The sequence below is a fragment of the Zoogloea sp. genome (assembly GCF_041908905.1).
Lineage (GTDB): Bacteria > Pseudomonadota > Gammaproteobacteria > Burkholderiales > Rhodocyclaceae > Zoogloea.
Map to the genome: position 1 here is coordinate 20565 of NZ_JAYREK010000028.1, position 26045 is coordinate 46609.

Sequence of the window (26045 nt, forward strand, 5' to 3'; positions counted from 1 at the left end):
GGCCCCCCGGTCTTGCCGCCGGGGTGTGCCCGAGAACGCACGGGCGCGGTGAGCGCTTGCCCGGCGCTTACTTGTTGTGGGTCTGTCGCTTGCGGTCTTCGTCATAGGCGAAGACCACCTGCCCGTTGCGGATCTCGCCGATGACCAGGCTGCGGGGGCTGTCGATGGTCTCGTGGTCGGTTTTGGAGAACGGCTGGTGGTAGGTCATCACCAGGCCTTCGATCTTCTCGTCGAGGAATTCGAGGGCTTCCCGCAGGCGCGGGCCGTCGGTACTGCGGGCCTGGCGGATCGCCGCGGCGAGCAGCTGCATTGAGTCGTAGCCCTGGGCGGCGGCCGACGGCACCGGGATCCGCTCGGCGCCCACCCTGCGGCGGTACTGGTCGATGAAGGCCCGGCGGCGCGGGGTGTCGCCTTCCTGGATGAAGCTGAGCGGCATGCGGGTGCCCTCGGCGTTGGGGCCGGCCTTGTCGATGAAGTTGGACATCGACAGGGCCCAGCTGCCCACCAGCGGCGCCTTCCAGCCCAGCCGGACGAGGTTGTTGGCGAGGTGGGCCATCTCGGGCCCGAGGGCGTAGGTGAGGATCACCTCGGCGCCGGCGGCGCGGGCGCGGGTGAGCTGGGGGGTCATGTCCACATCGCCGATGTTGAAGCGCTCGACGGCCACCGGCTTGATGCCGTGGCGCTCCAGCGCGCGTTCCAGGTCTTCACGGCCGAGCTGGCCATAATTGGTGCTGTCGTGGAGGATCGCCAGCTTGTGGAAGTGCCGGCGCACGACGGCCTCCTCGACGATCATCGCCGCCTGGATGCTGTCGGGCGCGGAGGCGCGGAAGATGTAGTTGTCGGCGTACTGGGGCGGCTGGAACTGCCTGGTGATCACCGAGCCGGTGGCCACCGAGGTGATCATCGGGATGCGGGCCTGCTGGTAGAAGCGCTGGCTGGCCAGCGCGACGCCGGTGTTGACGATGCCCAGGCCGGCGACGATCTTCTCGCGGTGGATGAGCTCCTGAACCACCACGGCGCCGCGCTCCGGTCGCGCCTCGTCGTCCCGCTCGATGAGCTGCACGGGCCGCCCGAGGATCCCGCCGGCGTCGTTGATCTGCCGCGCCGCGAGCCGGATGCCGTCGCGCATCGAGATCCCCATCGGGCTCGACCCGCCGGTGAAGGGGCCGGAGACGCCGATGCGGATGGGTTCGAGGGCCGCCGCCGCGGTGGCCAGCAGGGCCAGCAAGGCAACAAGCAGCGTGCGCAGGCATCCAGGCAAGGGTGGCTCCCCCGTTGATGGTGGTTGTTGCGTTGTCGGGCCGGCTCGGGTGGCAGCTGAGCGCTCCCAGGGTCAGGCTCCCCCCAGCCCGCCCCCGTGGGGGGGAGGAAACCTGGGGCGGCCCCGCGTTTCCTTGCGATGTGACAACCGGGCTGTTGGCTGAGGCACTGGCCGAGGTGCCGGCGCGGCGGCCGGTGGTGGGGTTCTGCATCCCGCTGGCCTCGCCGGGCGGCGCGGCGGCGCACGCCGACGAGTGTAGCGCAGGGCCGCGGGGTTTCGGCACCGGTGCTGCGCATCACGGGGCCTGTGGTCGCTGCCGGTCGCGGCCCCTCAGCCCTTGGCCAGCTTGTGCGCCGAAGCCTGCAGGCGGGCGCCGCAGGACGTCCGGTGTCCCTCGAAGGCCACGGGGATGCCGTCGACGGTGTAAGCGGGATCGCCCTCGACGATCACACAGTTGTTGTGCCCGCGCCGGGGGCAGCTGCAGCGGTCGCCGACGCGAGCCACCGGAATGCCGTCCACCGTGTGGTGGGTGGCGGACACCGAGACAACCGCGCCGCCGTGGTCGGTGGGGTCGCCGAGGCGGATGATGGCTTTGCTCATGGGATTCTCCTGTCGGTGGCCGGGTCAGGGTTGGGCATAGTTGGCCGGGTCGATGGGTGGGGTCGTCTGGTTTCTGAACACCCCGGCACCCTGGCGCTGGCGCTTGTCGGGTGGCGGTGGGCTGATGAAGATCAGGCTGGCCTCGCGGTCGTTGCGCAGGTTGATGGCGGCGCTGACGCCGCCGTCGATGTTGCTGCCCATCACGCCGATGGCCATGCCCATGAACCAGCTGGCCGAGCCGGTGTTGCCGAGGCGGGGCTCGAGGTTGATCCATTCGCTGGGCTTGTCGAGGCGCAGCTCCGGTCCGCCGGCCTCGGCCTGGGCGTTGATCAGACGGGTGAGTTCGACGAGCCGGTCGGGGTTGTCGCCGGTGCTGCTGATGAGGCGTTTCAGGGCTGTCTTGCGCTGGGCTTCGGGGAGGGTGAGGAGGGCGTCCTGCCAGCCGGCCAGGAGGGCGGCGCTGCGTTCGGACTGGCGGGTGAGGGGCTTGCCGTCGGCGTCGGTGAGCGGGATGTAGGTGGGGCGGTGGAGGTAGCCGAGGGTGGGCAGGCGGTCGAAGACTTCCAGCTGGTATTGGTTCCAGGGGATCGGGAACCAGGGCGTGGGTGTGTAGCCCTTGGGCACATGCACCACGTCGTCGCCCGGGTGGAGCAGGGACACCGACTGGGGGCCGAGCACGTCGGGGCGTTTGGCGAAGCGGGCGGTCTCGGCGAGCCACTCGGGGACGGTGGGCCAGCGCACGAGGCGGCCGTTGCCCATGGCCTGGCCGAGTTGCTCCGCGAGATCGGCATAGCTCAGGAATAGACGACGCGCGAGTCCGTAGCGATTCTGCACGGGCCCGAGTTGGTCCTGGTCCGTGTCCTCGAACGCGAAGGGCCTGAGCACGTCGACCCGCTCGCGGCGGGCGAGGACGAAGAGGGCCGAGGCGGCCGGCATGGAGGGGATGTAGTAGCCGTCGTAGACGAGGGGGGGCGTGCCTTTGGGGCGTTCTAGGTTTCGGTTGTATAGCCCGTCGTTGCTCGCGACGACCACATAGGGAATGTCCGGGTGGGCATCGAAGAATGCAAAAGCGTGCTCCACCAATCGGTCAGGATGATCGGACTTGGCGTAGCCGGCGGGGATGAACAGGGTCAGGTCCAGACCGTTGGAACTCGTCATGCCCACGACCCCGACTGCCGGGTCGTGGACCGACGACGGAAAGTCTGAATCCTCGATGGCGTTGCCCGCGTAAAAAGATGGGGAGGGCCAGTACATAGGCAGTCCTCCGATGCCATTCCGCAGCGTTGAGGCGATGGCATTGCCTTCGGCGCCATCCTTGTCCTCTTCTGTCCACGGGTATTTCTCCGGATCCTGCTCCCGGATCGTCCCGAAGGGATGCCCCTGCTGCAGGGCGTCCCACAGCTTGCCCTGGCGGTGCTTGTCCAGGGAGACGCCGAGGCCGATGACCTCAAGCACATATTCGCGTGGGGCTTCCTTCGCGAGTGCTGCGGCGTTGGTCTGTTTTGCGACTTCCTGTGCGCGCTCACGCGCTTCAGCACGGTTGTTCGTGACCGAACTCCAGCCCCATTGCACGAGCAGGGCCGCGCAGGTAGCCAGCAGCGGGAGGCCGAGCCAGGTTTTCCATTTTTCCATCGAATTCGCCTCGGGGTCGCTGAATACGGGTAGGTCGGCTTGAATGAGGTACAGCGTCCAGGCTGTCAGGACCAGGATGAACAACAGGAGCGCCCACAGGGCTCCAACCATCCAGCTCCGTCTGCCTTTTGTGTCAGTGTCATTTTTTGCGAGCGTCATTTTGCCTCCTGGCGTGTCTTGATGGCCGGACTTTCGCCAAGAGCGGTTTCGGCGATCACGGCCTTGGGCCGTTCAGCGATGGATTTGACGCATACGGGAAGAACGCCAGTCGAGTAGTAGGTTGAGTTCCCATCGATGAGCTTCTTACGCTCAGCGCATTCGACGGAGAAGTATTTACCATGGATTTCCGTGAATTTCTTCCAAGTCAATATTCCTTCTCGATCAGGCATGCCCGGCTCCGGCTTCTTCAGCCTCCAGTCCGCCACCGCGCACAGGTAGCGATAGAAGCCCGGATCGGTGACCGCCTGGCCGAGGCCGATGGCGACGTCGTAGGCGGTGACGTGGGCGTGGTTGGCCTTGCTGCCCCAGATAGCGCCATGGAAGGAGCGGGGGCTGGTGGCCTGCTGGTGGCGCAGGCGGGCTTCGTTGGGGCTCTCGAGGCGGGTGATCCGCAGGCGGCCGTCTCCCAGCGCGAGGCCGTTTACGAGCCTGACCTGATCGCCCTCGGACCTGCCCTCGTTGAGGCGGCTTTGCACGTCGGTCAGATCATGCGGGGTCAGCGGGGTGGGGGACGGTCGGCTGTAGGCGCCCGCTGACATACGCTTGCCGGGGCGTGGGTCGTCGATGAGCTGGGGCGGCTTGGTGGTGAAGCCGTAGCCGCTGGTGACGGCGATGGCGGCGTCGATGGGATCGACACGCTCATGCCTGCCCTGCCCGGCATTGGGGGCTCCGGCGTGCAGTTCGGCCGTGTGGGGCGTCTCGAGTGCCTCGCCGTTGATCCGGCGGCGGGCCGCCCGCGCGGCGAGGCTGTCGTCGGGGGCGTTGCTCTTGTCGAGGCGCGGGTCGTGTTCGGGCAGGCGGGCGCGGAGGGTGGTGACGTCGCCGGCGGCGTGGGCGTGGTCGTCTTCGCCTTTGAGGCGGAGAAGGAAGTCCTGGGGCGGGAGGCCTACCTTGAACGCTTGCGGCGTGCCCTGGACCACCCGCTGCTTGGCGGTGAACACCCGCTGCAGGAAGGTGGGTCCGAGCTCCCGGAGCGGTTGGCGCAGGGTGCGCTGCCGGCCGTCCTCGAGGTCGTGGGGAACGCCCTGCCAGCCGATGCCCTGCACGCTGGGCAGCGCGACGGTCATGTCCTCGGGGCAGAAGTAGAGGTAGACCTTGCCGCGGTTGTCCCGGTCCTTCTCCACCTTCCAGGCCTCGGTGTGGAGGCCGCCGCGTTTCATGCGCGCAAGCTCGTCGGCGTTCCAGGTAGGCTTGCGCTGGGTGGCCACGCCGCGGACGATGTTGATCAGGGTGTCGAGCCGGGCGCGGACGGTCTGCAGGTCTTCGAGGGCGTCGTAGAGGCCCTGCATGGCCTTGTCTTCGCCGGCGGGAATCGGGGGAGGGGTGTTTTTTTCCCTGTTGAGGCGCTCGGGGAGGTGGGGCTCCAGCGAGTACGGCGGGTGGGTCAGGATGAGGGTGTCGGCGGGCGGCTTGCCGTCTTCCATCAGGAAGGCCTGGGCGAGCAGGGCGATGAGGCAGCCCTGGCTGTGGGCGATGAGGGTGACGGTCTCGGGCACGTCCTGGTCGTAGTCGCGGATCATCGCCACCAGGGCGGCCAGGCGCTGGGCGGCGAGCACGAAGTACATCCGCCCGGGGCCACCGCGCAAGGGGCGGTAGGGATCGCGGGAGCCCATCTCGAGGAGTTTGTTGATCCTGGACGGAGTGCCCCGGTTCCACATGTCGGCGAGGTTGGTGGTGGCGTTGCCGAAGGGGCCGCCGCCCTTGCTGCGGTCGAGGTCGAGGCGGTTGTCGAAGCCGTCGACCTGCTGACCATTTTTTGAACGGTTACCGTTGCGCCAGGTATCCCGATACCCCCAATAAAACGGAATCACCGGGCTATGCGTGGCAGGCTTGACGCTGCGCTTGAAGAACACCGCGTCCGGGTCGGCCTCGAGCTTGCGGGCGTCGTCGGCCGTGGGCATGCGGTACTCGGCGGCGGTGTAGGGCGGGCAGCCCGTGCCGTCCCTGGCTGTCCAGCCCAGGCGCCGGGCGAGGCCGTCGAGGAGGCCTTCCTCGACGGCTTGATAGCCGGTGCCGACGTCGTTGACCCCATGCACCACGATACAGGCGCCCACGTGTTCGGCCAGCACGTCGACGCACTTGGGCAGGGTGCTGGTGCTGAGGACCGCCTTCTGCCGGAAGATCGGGAGACTGGCCTTGGGGTAGCGCCCCCTGGTCATGGCTGGCCCCCCGCGCTGACGGTGGCGATGTGCATCGCGTCCCGCTCGGCGAGCTGGGTGCGGCCCTCGGCGTCGGTGACGCCCTCGACGATGCTGCCGTCGGTGAGCTCGATCTTGTAGGGCTGGTCGGGGACGGGCGGGCTCTGGGTGTTGGCGGCGTTGCGGCGCAGCACGAAGCGGGCCTGGACGGCCTCCTGGGCGAACTCGGGCTTTTGCGCGGCGATGGTCTGCGGACCGGCGTGGGGGAAGCTTGCCGCGTGCTGCTTGATGGCGCCCTTGGTGCCGAGGGTGATGCCGTCGCCGATCCTGATGAAGCTGCCGTCCTCGGCCACCAGGGTGATGCTGCGGGCCGAGATGCGGGCATCCTGGGCGGCGTTGAGGGTGATGTGCCGGGCGGACTCGATGCGCGTGTCGGCGTGCTGGCTCTGCAGCACGAGCTCGCCCTGGTGGGCGATGTGGTGGATGCCGCCGCCGTGGGCGAACTGGCGGATGCCCTGGCCGGCGTTGACGCTGTAGCGCTGGCCGGCGGCGATCTGCACGTGATTCTGGGCGACGGTGTCGGCGTTGTGCCCGGCGTACTGGGCGATGGTCCTGGGTGTGGTGTGGACAATGCCTTGGGGCGCGGTGACGGCGATGAAGGCGGTGTCGGCGGGGTCGGCCTTCGGGCGGGTGTTGGTGCCGCTCTCCCAGCGCTCGGCGAGGGCCTTGAGCCCGGCCTGGCCCTGGGCGTCGAGGGGGCTACCCTGGTGGCGGGCGGCGTACTCGCCCATGCTCTTGAAGAGTTCGAGGCCGGATTCCATCAGCGCGAGGGCTTCGGCGTAATCGAGCTGCCCGCCGCTGCTGCCCAGGCGCTTCCAGGCGCTGAGCAGGATGCCCCGGGCGGCGCGGGTGGCGGCGGCGCCGTCGGTGCGCAGCTCGGCGCCTTCGCCGCGGGGCTCGGCCTTGCCGTCGCGGCGGGGGTGGGTGAGGTGGCCCAGGTTGAGCTGGCTGTGGGCGAAGTCGCAGTGGGCCTGGAAGCCGGGCTGGCCCGGCGTGTTGTCGTGGAGGACGTGGGTGGCGCGGCTGCCCTTGACCTCGGTCGTGCGGTTGCCCGACAGGTAGCGGTTGCCGGGCAGGCTGCCGGTGTCGTGGAAGCGGGGTGGCGGATTGACGGGGCTGTGCACCGCGTGGGTGATGACGGGCTTGTCCGGGTCGCCGCCCAGGAAGGAGACGATGACCTCGTCGCCCCGGCGCGGGAGCTGGATGAAGCCCTGGCCGGCGCCGGCGGCGGGCACGGCGACCCGCACCGGGGCGCTGTCGCGGGGCGTGCCGCTGGTGCCGGCGCCGCCGGCGTGGTCGTGGTCGACGGTGCGCAGGCCCTGGAACTGCACCCGCACGCGGCCATGTTCGTCGCAATGCACCTCCTCGCCCTCGGGGCACACGACGACGGCGCTCATGGCCGGCAGGCTCGGCCAGTGCAGCGCGGGGTCGAAGGCGGGCACGACCGGGGTGTCGCGGGGCTGGGCGCGGAAGGTGTTGGCGTAGCGCCGGTCGGCGTCCTCCTGGCCGAGGGCGGGCCGCGCCATCGCCCAGCCGCTGGCGGCGAAGAGGCTGTCGAGGGCGTCGGAGACCTCCTTGGGCAGGTTGTTGCGGCCCCAGTGGCTGACCCGGGTGAACAGGAAGTCGTTGCCGGAGGCCCCCGCCAGCCCCTTGTCGATGCCGGGAAGCCGGCCGAGCAGGCCCGGGCGCTCGTCGATGCCGGCCCAGGTGAGGCAGGCCAGGTCGCGGGCGCTGCTGGCGCCGGCCACGCCGGCGGCGTTCATCTCGTGGTACTGCATGCGCGCCAGGGTGAACTGGCGGTGGTCGGCGGGGCTGTCGGCCCAGTGGGGCGGCTCGATGCGGGCGTCGAGCAGGGCGCGGGAGAGGGCGTCGCCCTCGTCGCCCTGCCGGGCTGCGGTGGGGGCGTCTGCCCACTGCGCCTGCTGCCGCTTGTAGTCCCAGGCGCTGCGTTCGACGAGGCCGGGGGTGAGCTGGCCGACGGGGCTCCACAGGGTGATGTCGTCCCGGCCCTGCACCGAGGTGCCGGTGTGGCAGCGCAGGCGGCCAGCGGGGTTGGCCGGGAACTGGCTGGCGCTGTCGAAGAGCACCAGGGTGTGGCGGGGCGGGGCCGTGGGGCTGGCGTCGGCCTCGGCCCGGACACCCCAGGCGATGCCGTGCTTGCGCCACAGGCGCATCAGAAAGGCCGGGTCGGATTCGTTCCACTGGATGCTCATCTCCCGCTGGGGGTAGCGGTCGCGGCTGAGGGCGCCGGTGTCGAACTCGAAGCAGCCGGCCAGCACCGGGCTGCGCTCGCGCCATTCGCCGAGCAGGTGTTCGGTGATGTCGATGACGCTCTTGCGCAGATACAGCCGGCTGTTGCGGCCGGCGTCCATGAAGGCGCAGGCGTCGGTGGCTTCGATGAGCCAGGTCTGCAGGCTGCCGTCGAACTGCCCCGGCTGGGCCCGCACGACGAGGGCGTTGAAGTGCCGCCAGCCGCCGGTGTCGGTGAGGACCTGCAGCTGCAGCGTCTGGCCGAGCAGTTGTTGGGGCGCGATGTCGGACCGGGTGGCGACGCACAGCAGCCGCAGCTGCAGGCTGCTTTCTTCGCAGCTGCGCTCCTCGGCCGAGAAGCTGTGCACCAGCAGCGCGTTGGCCAGGGCCGCGCCGGGCCCGCCGATGCGCAGGCGTAGCGGGCGCTTGTGCTGGTCGAGGACGAGGCTCTCGAGCCAGGCCACGACCTGGGTGGTGTCGATGGTTTGCGGCGATGATGGCATGGGGGTTTCCTCGGGGCGGGCCTGCTTGAATGTCATGCACCTGTTAAACCATACAGGTAAACCGGTTTATGCCATAAAATTCATGCCGTGTGGGACTTTCGTGAGGCGCTCCAGCCTGGTTAGGGAAACTCCCGATGCCGACGGCGCCGCTACGCTTGCAGGATGGCAGCACGATGCCGATCGACGACTCCCCCGACGCCCCTGATTCCTCCGCGCCCGCCCGGTTCGCCGAACCCCGCGCCGCGCGCCCCGACTGGTACTGGTCGGCCCCCTACATCGCCGTGCTGATCTTCGCGCTGGCGATGCTGGTGCTCGTCTGGGTGCTGCAGCGCCAGGAGGGCGAGACCCAGCGCAACGCGCTGGCCCGCGACGTGCAATGGGCAGAGCAGACCATGCGCCTGCACATGCAGGGCACCGAGGATTTCCTCGGCCAGCTGGCCCGCGAGCTGGCCGCCGGTACGCTGGATGCCGACGCCTTCCAGGTGCGGGCCAACCAGCACATCGCCAACAACCCCGAGCTGGTGAACGTGGTGTGGGTGGCCGCCGACCAGCGGGTCCGGTGGACGGCGCCCTTCGACACCACCGACTGGCTGGCGGGCGACGCGCTGTCGGCGGGGCAGGGGGCGGTGCTGCGCCGGGCCCAGGAGCTCGGCCGGCCGACCTACGGTGAGGCCTACGTGAACGCCCGCAACACAGCGGTGCTCGAGGTGTACATGCCGCTGCAGCAGGGGCGCGAGCCGCTCGGCGCGGTCGTCGCGGTGTATTCCATCGAGCGCATGGTGGCCCACCTGGTGCCGAGCTGGTTCGGCGAGAAATACCGCCTCACCCTCAGCGGCTCGCAGGGCGAGGCGCTCGCGACCAACTCCGCGGTGCGCCCCCTCGATGAGAGCTTTGCCTTCGGTGTGCCCCTCGACCCGCCCGGCAACGGCCTGTCGCTGCAGGCCACCGCCTACCGCACCGAGGGCGAGCTGCCGCGGGGCTTCCCGATCGCGGTGATCGTCGTGCTGTCGGTCTTCGTGCTGTGGAGCCTGTGGCTCTTGCGCATGCACATGCTGAGCCGGGTGCGGGTCGAGAAGGAGCGCGACCGGCTGTTCAACCTGTCCCTCGACATGCTGGCGGTGCTCGGCCACGACGGGGTGTTCCGGCGCTGCAACCCGGCCTTCGAGCGGGTGCTGGGCTATGAGCCGAGCGAGGTGCTGGGGCACTCGCTGCTGGATTTCATCCACGCCGAGGACGTGGCCGACACCGTCGCCCACCTGCGCAGCCTCGCCTCCGGAACGCCTGGTGCCTTCGAGAACCGCTGCCGCTGCGCCGACGGCGGCTACAAGTGGCTGGCCTGGAGCGTGAACTCGGTGCCCGAGGAGAAGCTGATGTACGCCGTTGCCCACGACATCACCGGGCGCAAGGCCGCCGAGGACGCGCTGCGGGCCCAGTCGGCCTTCCGTCAGGCGATGGAGGAGTCCCTCGTCACCGGCCTGCGGGCCATCGACATGAGCGGCCGGATCATCTACGTCAACCCGGCCTTCTGCCGCATGACCGGCTGGTCGCGGGAGGAGCTCGTCGGCGCGGTGGCGCCTTTCCCCTACTGGCCGCGGGGTGAGATCGAGACCCTGCACAACAACCTCAAGCTCACCCTTGCCGGCGACGCGCCGGCCACCGGCTTCGAGATGCGCATGCGCCGCAAGAACGGCGAGGGGATGGACGCCCGCTTCTACATCTCGCCGCTGATCGACGGGGACGGCCAGCAGACCGGCTGGATGGCCTCGATCACCGACATCACCGAGCCCAAGCGGGTGCGCGCCGAGCTCGAAGCGTCCCACGAGCGCTTCGTGGCGGTGCTCGACGGCCTCGACGCGGCGGTCTATGTGGCCGACGCGGCCAACGACGAGATCCTGTTCGCCAACCGGGCCTTCAAGAGCATCTACGGCTTCGACGCGGTGGGGCGCATCGTGGCCACCTTCGGCCTGCCCAGCCCGCCCGACACCCTGTGGTACGACGTGGACCCGCGCCGCCTCACCCCCGACCACGTGCCCCGCGAACTCTACGACGGCGAGCTGCGCAACGCCCTGTCGGGGCGCTGGTACCACATCCGCGAGCGGGCCATCCGCTGGGTCGACGGCCGCGTGGTGCGCATGGCGATCGCCACCGACATCACCGACCGCAAGCGCGTCGACGAGGAAAACCGCGCCCAGCAGGAGCGCCTGCAGCGCACCTCGCGCCTCATCACGATGGGCGAGATGGCCTCCACGCTGGCCCACGAGCTCAACCAGCCGCTGGCCGCGATCGCCAACTATTCGGCCGGCTGCGTCAATCGCCTGCAGTCGGGCGAATACCGCCGCGAGGACATCCTCACCGCGATGCAGAAGGCCAGCGCCCAGGCCGAGCGGGCCGGCAAGATCATCCGGCGGGTGCGCGAGTTCGTCAAAAAGAGCGAGCCGCGCCGGCACCCGGTGGACCTGGTCGGGATCGTCGAGGACGCCATCGGCTTCGTCGAGATCGACGCCCGGCGCCACGGCGCCCAGGTGCACAGCCAGGTGCCGGCCGACCTCCCGCCGGTGTTCGCCGACGCGGTGATGATCGAGCAGGTGGTGCTCAACCTCGTCAAGAACGCCATCGAGGCCATGCGCGACATGCCGGCCGACGAGCGCATCGTCACCGTCTCGGCCCGTCGCGACGGCGCCGCCCAGGTCGAAGTCGAGGTGGCCGACCGTGGCCCGGGCCTCTCCGACGAAGCCCGCGAGCGCCTGTTCACGCCGTTCTACACCACCAAGGCCGAGGGCATGGGGATGGGGCTCAACATCTGCCGGTCCATCGTCGAGTTTCACGAAGGGCGCCTGTGGGTGGACGCGAACCCGGCCGGAGGCTGTATCTTCCGCTTCACGCTGCCCCTGGAGATCCCCCGTGAAACCCCACGCCCCGACGCCTGAACAGATCATCTACCTCGTCGACGACGACGAAGCCCTGCGCGACTCCCTCGTCTGGCTGCTCGAATCCCAGGGCTTCAAGGTCGAGGCTTTCGCCTCGGCGGAAGCCTTCCTGCGCGCCTGGCGGCCCGAGTTCAACGGCTGCCTGCTGCTCGACGTGCGGATGCCCGGCATGAGCGGCCTCGAGCTCCACGAGCGCCTGCGCGCCCATTACTGCACGCTGCCGGTGATCTTCATCACCGGCCATGGCGACGTGCCGATGGCGGTGGCGGCCCTCAAGAAGGGCGCCGTCGATTTCATCGAGAAGCCCTTCAACGATGCCGAGCTGCTGCGCCTCGTCAGCCAGTGCCTGGTCAATGAGCGCGAGAGCCGCGCCCGCCGCCGCCAGGACGCCGAGGTGTCGCGCCGCCTCGACCAGCTCACCCAGCGCGAGCGCGAGGTGCTCGACCTCATCATCGTCGGCAAGCTCAACAAGCAGATCGCCGACGTGCTTGGCATCAGCATCAAGACGGTCGAGGTGCACCGGGCCCGGGTGATGGAGAAGATGGCGGCCCAGTCCCTCGCCGAACTGGTGCAGAACGTGATGGCGATCGAGAGCAATCGGCAGATATAGTGATACGAAAAAATCTTTTGTTGATTTTTTCTGTATCGTTTCGTTGACCTGCCTCAAGCCCCTCCGTCCCCCGTGCTCCTAGACTTCCAGGCTTTCTCTGCCGGAGTTCTGCTTCATGGGAAACGCCCTGTCTGTCGAGGTGGCGAGCCGCCTGTTCCTGTCGGGTAACGACGCCGTCGCCCATGCCGTCCGGGACGCCGGCGTCCGCGTCGCAGCCGCCTACCCGGGCACGCCCAGCACCGAGATCCTCGAGGTCGTGGCGCGCTTCCCCGGCCTCTACGCCGAATGGTCGCCCAACGAGAAGGTCGCCCTCGAGGTCGCCCTCGGCGCCTCGATGATGGGCGCCCGGGCCTTCAGCGCGATGAAGCACGTGGGCCTCAACGTTGCCTCCGACGCGTTGATGACCCTCACCGTCACCGGCGTCGAAGGCGGCCTCGTCATCGCCGTGGCCGACGACGTGGGCATGTCCTCGTCCCAGAACGAGCAGGATTCCCGCTTCTGGGGGCGCTTCGCCCACATACCGGTGTTCGAGCCCGCCGACTCCCAGGAAGCCTACGACATGACCCGGGCCGCCTACGGCCTGTCGGAAGCCTTCAAGGTGCCGGTGCTGCTGCGCCTCACCACCCGCATCTGCCACGTCAAGGGCCGGGTCGAGCTGTCGCCCCCCGAGACCCGCGAGCCCGGCGGCTTCACCAAAGACCCGCGCCGCTGGGTGATGGTGCCCGGCAACGCCAAGCCGCGCCTGCCACTGATGTTCGAGCGCGAGGCCGCCCTGGCCGCAGCCGCCGAAGCCTCGCCCCTCAGCCGCCTGGAGGCGGGCAGCGACCGGCGCATCGGCTTCGTCACCTCCGGCCCGGCCTACATGCACGTGCGTGAGGCCTTCCCCGATGCGCCGGTGCTCAAGCTCGGCTTCAGCTACCCGCCGCCGATGGCGAAGGTGCGCGAACTCGCAGCCCAGGTCGAAACCCTGGTCGTCGTCGAAGAGACCGAGCCGCTGCTCGAGAACGAACTCCGCGCCGCCGGCATCCGTTGCGAGGGCAAGAACCTGCTGCCGCGCCTTGGCGAGCTCGCCCCCGAGGTGCTGCGCCGCGGCATCGCCAGGCTGCGCGGCGACGTGGTGGCCGACGCGCCGGCGCTGCCGGCCCAGCAGGTCTTCCCGCGGCCGCCCACCATGTGCGTGGCCTGCCCGCACCTGGGCATCTATTACACCCTGTCCCAGCTGCGCAACATCATCATCTCGGGCGACATCGGCTGCTACACCCTCGGCGCCGGCCACCCCTGGAACGCCCTCGACACCTGCATCTCGATGGGCGCCTCGATGGGCATGGCGCTGGGCATGGACAAGGGCCGCGGCGAGGCCGACAAGAACAAGAAGATCGTCGCCGTCATTGGCGACTCGACCTTCATGCACATGGGCATGCAGGGCCTGCTCGACATCACCTACAACAAGGGCAACGTCACCATCCTGCTCCTCGACAACCGCGCGGTGGGCATGACCGGCGGCCAGGACAACCCCGCCACCGGCCGCGACATCCACGGTGTGGAGGCGCCGCGGGTGGATTTCCCGCGCATCTGCGAGGCCCTCGGCGTCAAGAAGGAGCGCATCCGCGTCGTCGACCCCTACCAGCTGCCGGTGCTGTTCAAGGCCCTGCGCGAGGAGACCAAGATCGAGGAGCCGTCGGTGATCATCACCGACCGTCCCTGCGTGCTGATCGACGACTATAAAAAGACCCCGCCCTACGCGGTGACCGAAGACAAATGCACCGGTTGCGGCAACTGCCTCGACGTGGGCTGCCCGGCGATCCACGTGACCCGCCGCGGCAAGGAGGTCAAGGCCTCGGGCAAGGAGGTCGACCTCGCCTTCGTGCGCATCGAGACCAGTGCGTGCACCGGCTGCGGCCTGTGCGTGCAGCCCTGTGCGCCGGAGGCCATCGCCCATTCGGTGCCGGTGGTGCCGGTGCGTTTCATGCAACGTAGCGGAGGACACGCCTGATGAGCCGCAACACCAACATCCTCGTCTGCGGGATCGGCGGGCAGGGCGTCATGACCGCCACCGAGATCCTCGCCGAAGCCGCGCTGGCCCTCGGCTTCGATGCCAAGAAGACCGAAGTGGCGGGCATGAGCCAGCGGGGCGGCGTGGTGGTGTCCCACCTGCGCTTCGGCGACAAGGTGCTGTCGCCGCAGATCGCTCCGGGCGAGGCCGACCTGCTGGTCGGCTTCGAGGCCGCCGAAACCCTGCGCTGGGTGCACATGCTGCGCCCGGGCGCGCCGGTGCTCACCAACACCTCGCGGCTGTCGCCGCCGGTGGTCGAGTGCGGCGTGTTCGACTACCCCGCCGACCCGGTCGGCCAGCTGCGCGCCCTCGGCGTGCCGCTGCAGGCCTTCGACGCCGCCGAGATCGCCCTGGAGTTCGGCGACATCCGCCTCGGCAACACCGTGATGCTGGGCGCCATGTCCGACCACCTGCCGTTTCCGGCCTCGGTGCTGCGGGACGCCGTGGCGGCACGCTTCACCCACAAGAAGCCCGGCCTGCTCGAGATGAACCTGCGGGCCTTCGACGCCGGCCGCGAGCGTGCCGCCGCGCTCATCGGGAAGCGTCCCGTCGCCGCCTGAGCCGCTTTCCGCCGATGGCGCGCCGCCGCAGCGGACGCGCCTGAGTCGTCGCATCTAAGTCGTGGTAGACTCTCAGGTTTTTCTGAGACGGCGGTGTGGCATGACGGCTCGTATTATTGACGGTAACGCACTTTCCGCGAAGCTTCGCGGTGAACTCGCCGGGAAGGCCGCGGCCCTCACGGCCCAGGGCACCCAGCCCTGTCTTGCGGTGATCCTGGTGGGCGGCGACCCCGCCTCGGCGGTGTACGTGCGCAACAAGGTGGCCGGCTGCGAGAAGGCCGGCATCAAGTCCCTCAAGTTCGAATACCCGCAGGACGTCTCGCCCGCCGACGTGCTGGGCAAGATCGCCGAGCTCAACGCCGACCCGTCGGTGCATGGCATCCTGGTGCAGCTGCCACTGCCCAAGCACTTCGACGAGAAGGCCGTGCTCGAAGCCATCAAGGTCGAGAAGGACGTGGACGGCTTCCACGCCGAGAACGTCGGCCGCCTCTCCCAGGGCCAGGAAGCCTTCATCCCGTGCACGCCCAACGGCGTGATGGAGATGCTGAAGAGCATCGACGCTCCGCTGCGTGGCGCCGAGGCCGTGGTCATCGGCCGCTCCAACATCGTCGGCAAGCCGATGGCGATGCTCCTCACCGCCGCCGGCGCCACCGTCACCGTGTGCCACTCGGGTACCCGCGACCTCAACTTCCACACCCGCCGCGCCGACATCCTGGTGGCCGCCATCGGCAAGCCCAAGTTCGTCACCGGCGACATGGTCAAGCCCGGCGCCATCGTCATCGACGTGGGCATCAACCGCCTGCAGGACGGCCCCGACGCGGGCAAGCTGTGCGGCGACGTGGATTTCGACTCCGCCAGGGAAGTCGCCGGCGCCATCACCCCGGTGCCCGGCGGTGTCGGCCCGATGACGATCACCATGCTGCTCGTCAACACCGTGGTGTCCGCCGAGCGGGCGCTGGCCAGGCGCCAGGGCTGAGCGCCGCAGGGGCCGCTCGCCGGCCTCGCGCAGCCCGTCCGGCGTTCCTCAACATCCGAACACGAACACACCAATGAACAGCTCCTCCCCCGTCATCGGCATCGTCATGGGCTCCAATTCCGACTGGCCGACGATGCAGGCCGCGGCCAAGATCCTCAAGGATTTCGGCGTCCCCTTCGAAGCCCGGGTTGTCTCGGCCCACCGTACGCCCGACCTGATGTTCGAGTACGCCGAACAGGCCCGCGAGCGCGGCCTCAAGGCGATCATCGCCGGGGCTGGCGGCGCCGCCCACCTGCCGGGCATGATCGCCGCCAAGACCACGCTGCCGGTGCTCGGCGTGCCGGTGCAGTCCAAGGCCCTGTCGGGCAAGGATTCCCTGCTCTCCATCGTGCAGATGCCCAAGGGCATCCCGGTTGCCACCTTCGCGATCGGCGATGCCGGCGCCGCCAACGCGGGCCTGTTTGCCGTCGCGCTGCTGGCCGCCACCGACGCCGCCCTGGCCGACAGGCTCGAAGCCTTCCGCGCCGAGCAGACCGCCAGCGTGCTGGCCATGAACCTCGACCCGATCTGATCCAGGACGTGACGCGATGATCCTCCCGCCCGCCACCCTCGGCATGCTCGGCGGCGGCCAGCTCGGCCGCTTCTTCGTCACCGCCGCCCACGAAATGGGCTACAAGGTGTGGGTCCTCGACCCCGACCCCAACAGCCCGGCCGGCCTCATCGCCGACCGTCACCTGCAGGCGGCCTACGACGACTACGCCGCCCTCGACGCGCTGGCCGAAGGCTGCGCGGCGGTGACCACCGAGTTCGAGAACGTCCCGGCGGACACCCTGGATTACCTCGCCAAGTTCATCCCCGTGCGGCCGGGCGCCTCCGCGGTCGCGGTGTGCCAGAACCGCATCGCCGAGAAGAGCTTCCTGCGCGACAACGGCCTGCCCCACGGCCCCTTCGCCGTCATCCACACCGACGCCGACATCGCCGCCGCGCCTGCCAGCCTCTACCCGGCCATCCTCAAGGTGGCCCGCTTCGGCTACGACGGCAAGGGCCAGGCCCGCGTCGCCAACGCCGCCGAGGCCCTGCACGCCTTCCACGCCTTCAAGGGCGAGCCCTGCGTGCTTGAGCAGATGCTGACCCTCGACTACGAGGTGTCGGTGGTGCTGGCCCGTGACGGGAATGGCCGCGTCAAGTGCTTCCCCACCGTCGAGAACCGCCACACCAACGGCATCCTCGACGTCTCCATCGCGCCGGCGCGGGCCTCCGCCTGCCAGCGCGATGCCGCCCAGGAGTACGCCGAGCGCATCGCCGAGCGGCTCGGCTTCATCGGCACGCTGGCCGTCGAGTTCTTCGTGAGCCGTGGCGAGCTGGTGGTCAACGAGATGGCCCCGCGCCCCCACAACAGCGGCCACCACACCATCGACGCCTGCGTCACCAGCCAGTACGAGCAGCAGGTGCGCGCCCTGTGCGGCCTGCCGCTGGGCGAATCGCGCCAGCACAGCGCCTCGGTGATGGTCAATCTGCTCGGTGAGCTGTGGTACGAAGGCGGCGAGCCCCACGGCCATTACCGCGAGCCCGACTGGTCGGTGCTCCACGCCGTGCCTGGCCTGCGCCTGCACCTCTACGGCAAGCACCACGCCCGCCATGGCCGCAAGATGGGCCATTTCACTGTGATCGGCAGCGATGCGGCCGACGTGCTCGCCAAGGCCCTGGCCGCCCGCCAGGCCATCGGCATCCGCGACTGAGCGCCGATGAGCGACATCCCGCGCGCCGTCCAGCTGCTGCGCCAGGGCGAGCTCGTCGCCCTGCCCACCGAAACGGTGTACGGCCTCGGCGCCGACGCCCTCAATCCGGACGCCGTCGCCAAAATCTTCGCCGCCAAGGGCCGCCCGTCCGACCACCCGCTGATTGTTCATCTGGCCGATGCCGGGCAGATCATGACCTGGGCGCGGGAAGTCCCCAAGGACGCCATCGCCCTCGCGCGGGCCTTCTGGCCCGGTCCGCTCACGCTGATCCTCAAGAAGGAGGAGGGCGTGCCGGATCTCGTCACCGGCGGGCAGGACACCGTCGGCCTGCGCGTGCCCAATCATCCGGTGGCTCTCGAGTTGCTGCGTGCCTTCGGCTCCGGTGTCGCCGCGCCGTCGGCCAACCGCTTCGGCCGCATCAGCCCGACCACTGCCGAGCACGTGCGTCAGGAACTCGGCCAGCGGGTCGCGCTGATCCTCGACGGCGGCGCCTGCGCGGTCGGGCTCGAATCCACCATCGTCGACCTCTCCCGCGGCGTGCCCGTCATCCTGCGGCCCGGTGCGATCGGCGCCGACGACATCGCCCGCGTCCTCGGCCGCCGCCCGCGCCTGCGTGGCGAAGTCGACGCCGGGAATGCTGCGGAGGAGGGCGCCACCCCGCGGGTGTCCGGCGCGCTCGCCGCCCACTACGCCCCGCGCACCCCGCTCGAACTCGTCGCCACCGATGCCCTCGCTGTCCAGGCTCGCGTTGGCGACGCGGTGCTGGCCCGCGGCCCCGTACCGGCCGGCCTCGCCGACGGCATCACCTGGGTCCAGGCCCCCGCCGATCCGGCCGGCTACGGCCATGATCTCTACGCCCGCCTGCGCAGCCTCGACGCATCCGGCGCCGCGCGCATCCTCGTCGAAGCCCCGCCCGCCGCCCCCGAATGGGCCGCCGTCGCCGACCGCCTCGGTCGCGCCGCCGTCGGCTCGGGCGAAGACGACGAAACCTGAGCTTCAGGCTGCAAGAAGGGCTTTGCAGCGGCGAAAAGCATCGTTATAATGCGCGCTTCGCGTGGGCCGATAGCTCAGCTGGGAGAGCGCCGCGTTCGCAATGCGGAGGTCGTGAGTTCGATCCTCATTCGGTCCACCACAAAACACAAAAAAGATCAGTGAGTTACTCTAAGTGACCACTGGTCTTTTTTCTTTTCCTGCCCCTGTCAGCCATCCCTTCTCAAGCTGGAGGTTCAGGAGCAAGCCGCCCAGAAAACGTAGCTGCCGACATCGTGGGCCATGAGAAGCCCCGGATTACTACGGACTGTGCTCAGGAGGATCGATGCGGGAGGCGGTGGAGAAGGTTAGGTATGCTGGGCTGGGTGCTACTGAAAAACTTCCTGACCAATAACTACAGGTAGGGCGGTGCCCTCACGCAGGGGCGCAGGAAATTAAGCAGCGTCAGCGGCTCAAGACTGTTCCTAGCGCAGTACTGTCTTGAACTCAACCTCCCAACATAGCCAAACAAGAGCATCAGGCGCAGCAAAACAATCGGGGCGATAGCCCTGAACATCCTGAATTCGCCCCTAGGCAAGTAGCTAGGCCAGTACAGGTAATACCTGGCGATCTGATCAAAAAGACCGGCGGGAGCGAAGTTCCGCTCCTGGGCTTCGAGGAACTTGGTTTCCCAGAACAGGCGCTTCTCTTCTGACTCCATAGCGGCGAGCGCCCGAGCCACTCTCATCCTAACGTCACAGATCGTCTGCTCATCGCCCATCGCGTACTTATCAAGCAAGACCTCGCCACAGATTAGTAGCTTTCCAGTAGCGTCAGATGCAGTGAGTTCGGGATCGGTCACGTTGGCTATTCGAGGGGTTGGATAGTCAATTCACGCACTTCCTTCTTCGCAAGCTGCTTGCTGCTCAGAAGTACTCAGGAGGCCATCGCCTCCAGAAAACACAGGTGACTACAGGGTGGAGGACTCGGAAATCATGCCGAGGAATATCTCCCAAAAGGTTGTGTGTCGTGGAGTTGGGTACGAGATCAGGTGATCACATTTTTTCACCCCTATGCTTGTCTTCGCGTTTAAACAATCTGCGGCTGACGGGGCCGCAGGACAGTCGTCGGAGCTTTGCTGATAGGACTCTCGTTAGTTCAGTTCCTGCTTCTTTCAGCCTCGTTCGCTGGCACCACAGATCCCGACAGCACATTCCCGCCTTGAGGGCTTCGAGTGCTGCCATCAGATGGTCGCCAGCCAAGTAGGCCGCGTATAGATTGAGAAGACACCTCACGAGCTTGACAACACTCACGAGGCACCCAAGAACTACCGGTACTGCTTTCAATCGCTCTCCTTCGAATGAAGGAGGCGACTGCCTTCAACCTGCGTTCACTGCTCCCGGCGTGAAAAGGAGCAAACTTGAATATAGGGTGTGCTTACGAAATTTCAAGACGACGGACTGAAGGTCGCATCGCAAGTGGGAGCAAAAACTCTCACCACAAATTTGCGAGAGCCTCCCTGATCAGCGGAAGCGCTAGAATCCCCCGGTGCCCCACTCGCCCCCACCGCCAGCCAGCTCCCCTCCAAGGCGCTCCGGTTTCGCCAGAGGCGGCGATCAGGACCAGCCAGCCACTTCCCTAGTCTGAACCCTGAAGAGGGCAACCATCGATTTCTGGGGCAGCTTTGGCTGGGTGTTGAAGACAGTGGAGGCTGTTAGCTAAAGACTCGCCGGACGAACAGGCTCGCAGCCATAAAAGCTGGCACGTATGGGATGTAAAGGTCGGAGTACGCTTTGTCTCCTACAGCAACCGTGAGCCATGAACGCAAGAAAATCCACTCATACCGCAAGAGAGAAACTCTGTAGTCCTTTTCCTCTATCTTGTAGTTGCCTTTTGGATTCTCCACGGTGATCTTCAGCACTCTGCGAAAAGGCTGGGCTTGTAGCTTTGGCTGGGGAGGGAATGATTGCCATCCCAGAGATGGAGCATCTTTCGACGCCTCTTCAAATCCCTCCACGAAGTCCGCTCCTGAGGCGTCTCTGAAGTCATCCATGAACGGTTGAATAAGGTTTTTGTAGCTTGGGGAGTTCGTGATGCGCTGTTCGATAACGCTTTTAAAGCTTAAGTGGGACTCACGGGCGTATAGCCAGTATCGCCATAGAACATAAGCAAGGGCTACATAGGTGAAGCTGATCAGGTTCTCCGGCCTATCAACGATGATCGAATCACTCAGTAAGCGATTGTTCAGTCTCGCACCAACTAACTCAAACACAGCAAGGGAGGTTGATAGCACGATCAGGTTGCGCCGCTGGTTCTTGATGTCGAGTTCCATGTTGCTCTATCGCGTTGGGGGTCTGAATTGTACGTCAGGACATACGGATTTTTTGTTTGGTCAGGAAAGCGCTGGCAGGGCTGAACACGACATCGGCCTTCACCTTCTCCAGTTCCTTGGCCTGAGCTTCGAGGACACGCTGCTGTTCAGCCTGACGGGAATCTTTGGCTGCCGGGGGTGTTGGGCCACTCATTTTTATAAGTGTCTGTTTTGTAAAATTTTATTTTCTCCTTCGACGTCCCCGACGATTCCGCGCACCCGCGCGATTTTCCCGCCAACCCGCGCAATCTTTCATCCACCTCGCGCAGGCTCCGGGAGACTCTCCGCGAATCTCGGGCGACACTCCTTGAAGTTCGAGGGATCCCTCCTGCATCCTGCGCCAGGTCGTCCAACCTGTGCGACGTTCTCCCCGATGATTGCGCCATGCTCCTTGGCGTTTGCGCGGGTTGGCGGGAAAATTTCTAGGGTTGGCGGGAAAATCGCGCGGGTCTCCGCAGCGATTGCGCGGGACTCCTGGACGATCGCGCCACGCTTCGCGACGTTTGCGCGGGTCTCCCCGGCAACGGCGCGGATCTCCCCGTCGGTTGCGCCACGCGCCGCGATGCTCGTGCGGGGTGGATGGGAGGCTGGCGTGTGCCGAACATGGGCAGGGCAGGTTCTTGGCGCTTGACTAACTCAACGACCCGTATATAATCCGTGCCCTGTATCCCGTGGAGGGATTCCCGAGCGGTCAAAGGGATCAGACTGTAAATCTGACGGCACTGCCTTCGAAGGTTCGAATCCTTCTCCCTCCACCACACAGCACAAGTCAAAAGGTCCGCGCGAAAGCCCGGGCCTTTTTGCTTTCTGGCGCGCGCATCTGTAGGCCGATTCTGGTCTGCCTTGCCCCTCGTTGGGCGCGGGAGCAACTTCCGCCCGCGGAGCCTGAATCAAGCCATCCTCTCCCCACGGGCGTGTCGGGTCACGCTTCGCCGACCCGACCTGCGGAGCCTCCTGCCGCCAGTGCGACGCCGTTCCTGGCGGCGCCTCAGCGCACGCTCAGGCTGATGCGGTCGTAGGCGCCGCTGTCGTCGAGCACGGTGATGTCGTAGCGCCCGGGTTCTACGAGACGTTGCTGGAAGCCCTTGCCGGCCGGCTGGCGGGCGTTGGGGCGCCCGTTCACCAGCCACACCACCTCGCCGTCCGCTTGCCCGCGCACGCCATTGCCGCGCACTTCCAGGCGGAGCAGGGGGGCGTCGCCCCCGGCGGAGCGGCGCAGGATCTCGCCGTTGCTGGCGCCGACGATCTTGAGGCCGCTCTCCGGGCTCGCCTGGCCGGCGCAGGACTGCGCCCAGGCCGGTGGCAGCGCGCGGCGGCGCAGGTTGTCGTCCAGCCAGGGTTCCAGCACCGCCGGCCAGCGCGCCATCGGCCGGGTGACGAGGGGGCCGGGGTGGCAGTCGGGGCGGGCGCGCAGGCGGCCGTCGGGGGTGGTCTGGATCGCGTAGCGGGCCTCGCCGCCGCGCAGGCGGTCGGGGAAGGTGGGCGGGGCGGCTTCGTTGAGGGTCCAGGCGAGGCGGCTCTGGTGGCACAGGGGGTCGTCGTGGCCGTCGGGCCGGGTGCCGAGGGGCCAGCAGATGCGTTCCTGCTTCACGTTGGGCGGCGGCGGGCGCTGCGCCGGCGGGCCGGTGTCGAGGGCGTTGAAGAGGTCCACCAGCAGCGGGGCCGCGATGTTGGCGCCGAAGAAGCCCGGGTTGGGCGTGCCGTCGGGCCGGCCGACCCACACGCCGATGGTGTGGCGGTCGGAGACGCCCACCGACCAGGCGTCCCGGAAGCCGAAGCTGGTGCCGGTCTTCCAGGCGATGCCGCGGCGGATGCCGGCGCCGCTCTCCACCGCCCGGCCCAGCGGACCGCCGGATTCGAGCAGGTCGCGGATGATGAAGGCGGCGCCGGCCGACAGCATGCGCTGCTCCTCGACGGGCGTGTCCGGCGTGTAGCGCGGCTTGCCGGCGAGGCCCTGGCGGGCGAAGGCGGTGTAGGCGCCGACCAGCTGCTCGAGGCTGGTGCTGGCGCCGCCGAGGATGACCGCCAGATTGGGCTCGCCGCCCTTGCCAAACTCCAGCTTCAGCCCGCCCCGCCGCAAGAGCGCGACGAAGCGCACCGGGTCGAGGCGTTCCAGCACCTCGACGGCCGGCACGTTGAGCGACTTGGTGAGGGCCTCGGAGACGCTCACCGGGCCGTGGAAGGATTGCTGGAAGTTGCCCGGCTGGTAGCCGCCGAAGGACTGGGGTACGTCGGCCAGCAGGGATTCGGAGTGGATCAGCCCTTCGTCCAGGGCCAGGCCGTACAGAAAGGGCTTGAGCGTCGAGCCCGGCGAGCGCGGGGCGAGCACCATGTCCACGTGGCTGAAGCGCTCGGCGTCGCTGAAGTCGGCGGAGCCGGCGTAGGCGCGCACCTCCAGGCTGGCGTTGTCCACCACCAGCGCCGCCATCGAGACCCGCGCCGGGAGCATGCCGAGCCGGTCGGCGAGTAGCAGCTCGACGGTCTGCTGGGCCTGCGGGTCGAGGGTGGTGGCGATGCGCGGGCGTCCGGCGGCGCTGGCCCGCAGGCGCTCGGCGAGCAGCGGGGCGAGCAGCGGCTCGCGAGGGGCCTGGGCGTAGGCCGGCTCCTGCAGGGCGTCGGCGATGTCGGCGTCGCGCCATGTGCCGCGCATGCGCTGGATGACCTTGTCGCGGGCGGCCCGGGCGGCGGCGGGGTGGCGGTCGGGGCGCAGCAGGGACGGCGCCTGGGGCAGCACCACCAGCAGCGCAGCCTCGGCGGGGGTCAGGCGGCGGGCGGGCTTGCCGAGGTAGGCGCGGCTGGCGGCCTCGACGCCTTCGAGCACGCCGCCCATCGGGGCGTGGTTGAGGTAGAGGGTGAGGATCTCGTCCTTCGACAGGCGGGCTTCGAGCTGCAGCGCGCGCAGGATCTGGCGCGCCTTGCCGGGCAGGCTGCGCGGCGTGGGCTCGAGGATGCGGGCGACCTGCATGGTGATCGTCGAGCCGCCCGAAACGATGCGCCCGTTGATCGCCCACTGGCCGGCGGCGCGCGCAAGCGCGAAGGGATTGACCCCCGGGTGCCAGCGAAAATAACGGTCTTCATAGCGCAGCAGGGCGTCGCGATAAACCGGCGCGACCTCGTCCAGCGCCACCGGGTAGCGCCACACATGGTTGCGGTCGGGGAAGGCCCGCAGCGGCGTGCCGTCGCGGGCCACGATGAGCAGGGCCTGGCCGGCATCGCGGCCCGGCAGCGGCGGCGGGAAGAGCTGGTCGGCCACCAGCAGCGCGAGTAGTGCCACCATCGGCACCACGGCCAGGCCGTGGCGCAGGGGGCGCCAGCGGAGACGGGTGCCGGCTGCAGCGGAGGGGGTCACGGCGGAGGGCCCATGGGCGGGCCGCTAGACCGGCGCGCGGATGTCGATGACCACCCCGTTGTGGTCGCTCATCCGCAGCCCGTCGTGGTCCCGGCCCTCCCAGGCTCCGAGGTGCGACACCCGGGCGGCGAGGGGCTCGGACAGGCAGATGTGGTCCACCGAGGCGCGGCTGTGCAGGAGGCCGGCGGTGCGCATGTCGGTGTCCGTCACGCAGTGCAGCGCGGACTGCCGGAGGGCGGCGCTGAGCTTGTCGACGGACTCGGCGTCCGCGTACCAGCCGGACCCGTCGCGGCTCTGGTTGAAGTCGCCGGCGACGCAGAAGTGGTGGTCGGGAAAGCGCTGGCGCAGCGCCTGCCAGTCGGCGGCGTGGGCGTCGATGGACTTGCGGTGCTCCTCCCAGCGCCGGGCTGTCTTGAGGGGCCCGGGATCGTTGGCGTAGGTGATGATGGTGCCGAACACGATCAGCGGCCCGGCGGGGGAGGCGATCTCGGCGCACACCGCGAGCGCCGGGTTGAAGGTGGGGAGCGCTTGCAGGATCGGCCAGCGCGACCAGAGGGTGGTGAAGTTCTCGCCGTCCCGGTGGTAGCCCGCGACGCTGGGGCTGGCGAGGGCCGCGTAGCCGTCGAGGGCGATGGCGCGGTTGGTCTCGGTGAGCACCCACAGGTCGGCATCGGTTGCGCGGAGGCGGGCGAGCAGGCGCGGATTGCGGGTGTGGCCGCGCAGGCTGGGCCGTTCGAGGTTCCAGGTGGCGATGCGCAGCGTCGCGCCATCCCGCGCCCGGGGCTGGGGCGTGCTCATGGGGCCGCCTTCTCCTTGCCGTCGATCACCGTCAGGCTGCCGTCGCCCTCGGCCAGCCCGTAGGTGTCGGGCCGGTACATGTCTTCGGCGTAGACGGGCGGGACGACGAACCTGCCCGGCGTCACCACCCGCGCCCGGTAGAACAGGTTGATCTCGCCCTGCAGGCGCACGGCGGCCACGAAACGGTCGTCGCGGAACTCCACGTGCTGGATGCGCCGGTCGGCCATCGCGGCGGCGGGGTCGATGCCGGCGATGGCAACCGAGCCCATCGCCTCGCCCTGCACGAGGTTGAGGTTCTCGATCTCCAGCCCGGCCGGGATGTGGTCCACCACCAGGCCGTTGCCGATGTGTACCTTCGGCTTGACCTGGACGCGCACCAGCACGCTCTCGCCCACCTTCAGCGGCCGCGCGCCGATGGGCGAGCCGTCGCCGGCGTGGAGGGTGCGGACCAGGGCGATGGCGTCGCTGCGGGCGGCGGGCATCTTCGCCGGGTGGCCGCCGATGGTCAGCTCGCCGAACAGCTTGCCGCCGTGGGTGTTGCGGATCGTCAGCCCGCCGGCGAGGGTGGCGGCGGTGATGGGGTGGCTCTGGCTGCCGGGGCCGCTCACGCTGACAGGCTTGCCGCTGCCGACCTCGGCGGTCCAGGTGGCGCCCTGGTCGCGGTTGCCCAGCTCGCGGCCGACGAGGAACAGGGCGAGCTTCTCCTGGGTGCTGGTCCAGGTGTTCTTCTCGAGCTCGGCGGCGGTGAGGGCGATGAGGCTGGCGCTGCCGGCGGCGGTGATCTTGTGGCGCTGCAGCAGGGCGTAGGACAGGGCCGCGTCGCGCAGCGGGCTGCCGTAGTCGCCCCACCAGGGGCCGGCGTCGCGGGGCTTGGCGATGCCTTCGGCGATGGCGGTGTTGCCGCGGGCGTCGCCCCCCGCGTCAGAATAGTTGCCACCTCGATAGAATCCTGAATTCGGGGGCGATGATGAGAGAACGACTTGGCGCGATACGGACAAGACTTCAAAGACAGAGCGGTAGCGCGGTTGTT

17 protein-coding genes, 2 tRNA genes and 1 pseudogene are annotated in these 26045 nt (G+C 68.5%); 10 read left to right on the forward strand and 10 right to left on the reverse strand.

What is annotated here, in order from left to right:
• Positions 1 to 67: 67 nt before the first annotated feature.
• The 5 genes from ACE3OU_RS13950 to ACE3OU_RS13970 form a co-directional block, all read right to left on the reverse strand.
• A complete protein-coding gene (locus ACE3OU_RS13950; protein ID WP_374242157.1) occupies positions 68 to 1261 on the reverse strand; it encodes an ABC transporter substrate-binding protein in 1194 nt (397 codons plus the stop codon).
• A gap of 330 nt (positions 1262 to 1591) precedes the next feature.
• Positions 1592 to 1861 carry a PAAR domain-containing protein gene (locus tag ACE3OU_RS13955; protein ID WP_374242158.1) on the reverse strand — a complete coding sequence of 90 codons (270 nt, stop codon included), beginning with the start codon at positions 1859 to 1861 and terminating at the stop codon, positions 1592 to 1594.
• A 24-nt stretch (positions 1862 to 1885) separates the two neighbouring features.
• Positions 1886 to 3493, reverse strand: coding sequence for a DUF2875 family protein (locus ACE3OU_RS13960; protein ID WP_374242159.1), 1608 nt, complete (start codon positions 3491 to 3493; stop codon positions 1886 to 1888).
• 155 nt (positions 3494 to 3648) lie between these two features.
• Positions 3649 to 5871, reverse strand: coding sequence for a DUF3274 domain-containing protein (locus ACE3OU_RS13965; protein ID WP_374242160.1), 2223 nt, complete (start codon positions 5869 to 5871; stop codon positions 3649 to 3651).
• A complete protein-coding gene (locus ACE3OU_RS13970) occupies positions 5868 to 8663 on the reverse strand; it encodes a type VI secretion system Vgr family protein (RefSeq protein WP_374242161.1) in 2796 nt (931 codons plus the stop codon). Before ACE3OU_RS13970 ends, ACE3OU_RS13965 begins: the two co-directional genes overlap by 4 nt.
• Positions 8664 to 8836: 173 nt before the next feature.
• Here ACE3OU_RS13970 and ACE3OU_RS13975 point away from each other — a divergent pair, with 173 nt between their 5' ends.
• From ACE3OU_RS13975 to ACE3OU_RS14015, 9 genes are all read left to right on the forward strand, one after another.
• A complete protein-coding gene (locus ACE3OU_RS13975) occupies positions 8837 to 11590 on the forward strand; it encodes a PAS domain S-box protein (RefSeq protein ID WP_374242162.1) in 2754 nt (917 codons plus the stop codon).
• Positions 11565 to 12200: a response regulator transcription factor gene (locus ACE3OU_RS13980; RefSeq protein ID WP_374242163.1), complete on the forward strand. Its 636-nt coding sequence runs from the start codon at positions 11565 to 11567 to the stop codon at positions 12198 to 12200. The genes ACE3OU_RS13975 and ACE3OU_RS13980 overlap by 26 nt, the downstream gene beginning before the upstream one ends.
• 115 nt (positions 12201 to 12315) lie before the next feature.
• On the forward strand, positions 12316 to 14193 hold the full coding sequence (locus tag ACE3OU_RS13985) for a thiamine pyrophosphate-dependent enzyme (protein WP_374242164.1): 1878 nt from the start codon (positions 12316 to 12318) through the stop codon (positions 14191 to 14193).
• On the forward strand, positions 14193 to 14813 hold the full coding sequence (locus tag ACE3OU_RS13990) for an indolepyruvate oxidoreductase subunit beta (protein WP_374242165.1): 621 nt from the start codon (positions 14193 to 14195) through the stop codon (positions 14811 to 14813). The genes ACE3OU_RS13985 and ACE3OU_RS13990 overlap by 1 nt, the downstream gene beginning before the upstream one ends.
• A gap of 100 nt (positions 14814 to 14913) precedes the next feature.
• The gene (folD, locus tag ACE3OU_RS13995) at positions 14914 to 15789 is read left to right on the forward strand and encodes a bifunctional methylenetetrahydrofolate dehydrogenase/methenyltetrahydrofolate cyclohydrolase FolD (RefSeq protein WP_374242166.1); all 876 of its coding nucleotides are present in this window, start codon (positions 14914 to 14916) and stop codon (positions 15787 to 15789) included.
• A gap of 73 nt (positions 15790 to 15862) precedes the next feature.
• The gene (gene purE / locus ACE3OU_RS14000) at positions 15863 to 16360 is read left to right on the forward strand and encodes a 5-(carboxyamino)imidazole ribonucleotide mutase (RefSeq protein WP_374242167.1); all 498 of its coding nucleotides are present in this window, start codon (positions 15863 to 15865) and stop codon (positions 16358 to 16360) included.
• 16 nt (positions 16361 to 16376) lie between these two features.
• A complete protein-coding gene (locus ACE3OU_RS14005) occupies positions 16377 to 17528 on the forward strand; it encodes a 5-(carboxyamino)imidazole ribonucleotide synthase (protein WP_374242168.1) in 1152 nt (383 codons plus the stop codon).
• A gap of 6 nt (positions 17529 to 17534) precedes the next feature.
• Entirely contained in the window at positions 17535 to 18521 is a 987-nt protein-coding gene (locus ACE3OU_RS14010) for an L-threonylcarbamoyladenylate synthase (RefSeq protein ID WP_374242169.1), read from the forward strand.
• Between the two features lie 63 nt (positions 18522 to 18584).
• Positions 18585 to 18660, forward strand: a tRNA-Ala gene (locus tag ACE3OU_RS14015).
• A gap of 252 nt (positions 18661 to 18912) precedes the next feature.
• Here ACE3OU_RS14015 and ACE3OU_RS14020 read toward each other — a convergent pair.
• Positions 18913 to 19359 (reverse strand): hypothetical protein, encoded by a 447-nt coding sequence (locus tag ACE3OU_RS14020; protein ID WP_374242170.1) that lies wholly within the window; start codon positions 19357 to 19359, stop codon positions 18913 to 18915.
• 852 nt (positions 19360 to 20211) lie between these two features.
• Positions 20212 to 20829, reverse strand: coding sequence for a hypothetical protein (locus ACE3OU_RS14025; protein ID WP_374242171.1), 618 nt, complete (start codon positions 20827 to 20829; stop codon positions 20212 to 20214).
• 712 nt (positions 20830 to 21541) lie between these two features.
• Here ACE3OU_RS14025 and ACE3OU_RS14030 point away from each other — a divergent pair.
• A tRNA-Tyr gene (locus tag ACE3OU_RS14030) sits at positions 21542 to 21626 on the forward strand.
• Between the two features lie 230 nt (positions 21627 to 21856).
• Here the strand turns inward: ACE3OU_RS14030 and pbpC are convergent.
• From pbpC to ACE3OU_RS14045, 3 genes and pseudogenes are all read right to left on the reverse strand, one after another.
• The gene (gene pbpC / locus ACE3OU_RS14035; protein WP_374242172.1) at positions 21857 to 24217 is read right to left on the reverse strand and encodes a penicillin-binding protein 1C; all 2361 of its coding nucleotides are present in this window, start codon (positions 24215 to 24217) and stop codon (positions 21857 to 21859) included.
• A 24-nt stretch (positions 24218 to 24241) separates the two neighbouring features.
• A complete protein-coding gene (locus ACE3OU_RS14040) occupies positions 24242 to 25015 on the reverse strand; it encodes an endonuclease/exonuclease/phosphatase family protein (protein WP_374242173.1) in 774 nt (257 codons plus the stop codon).
• A pseudogene (locus ACE3OU_RS14045) lies at positions 25012 to 26045 on the reverse strand (hypothetical protein); the annotation flags it as partial. The pseudogene ACE3OU_RS14045 and the gene ACE3OU_RS14040, both read right to left, overlap by 4 nt.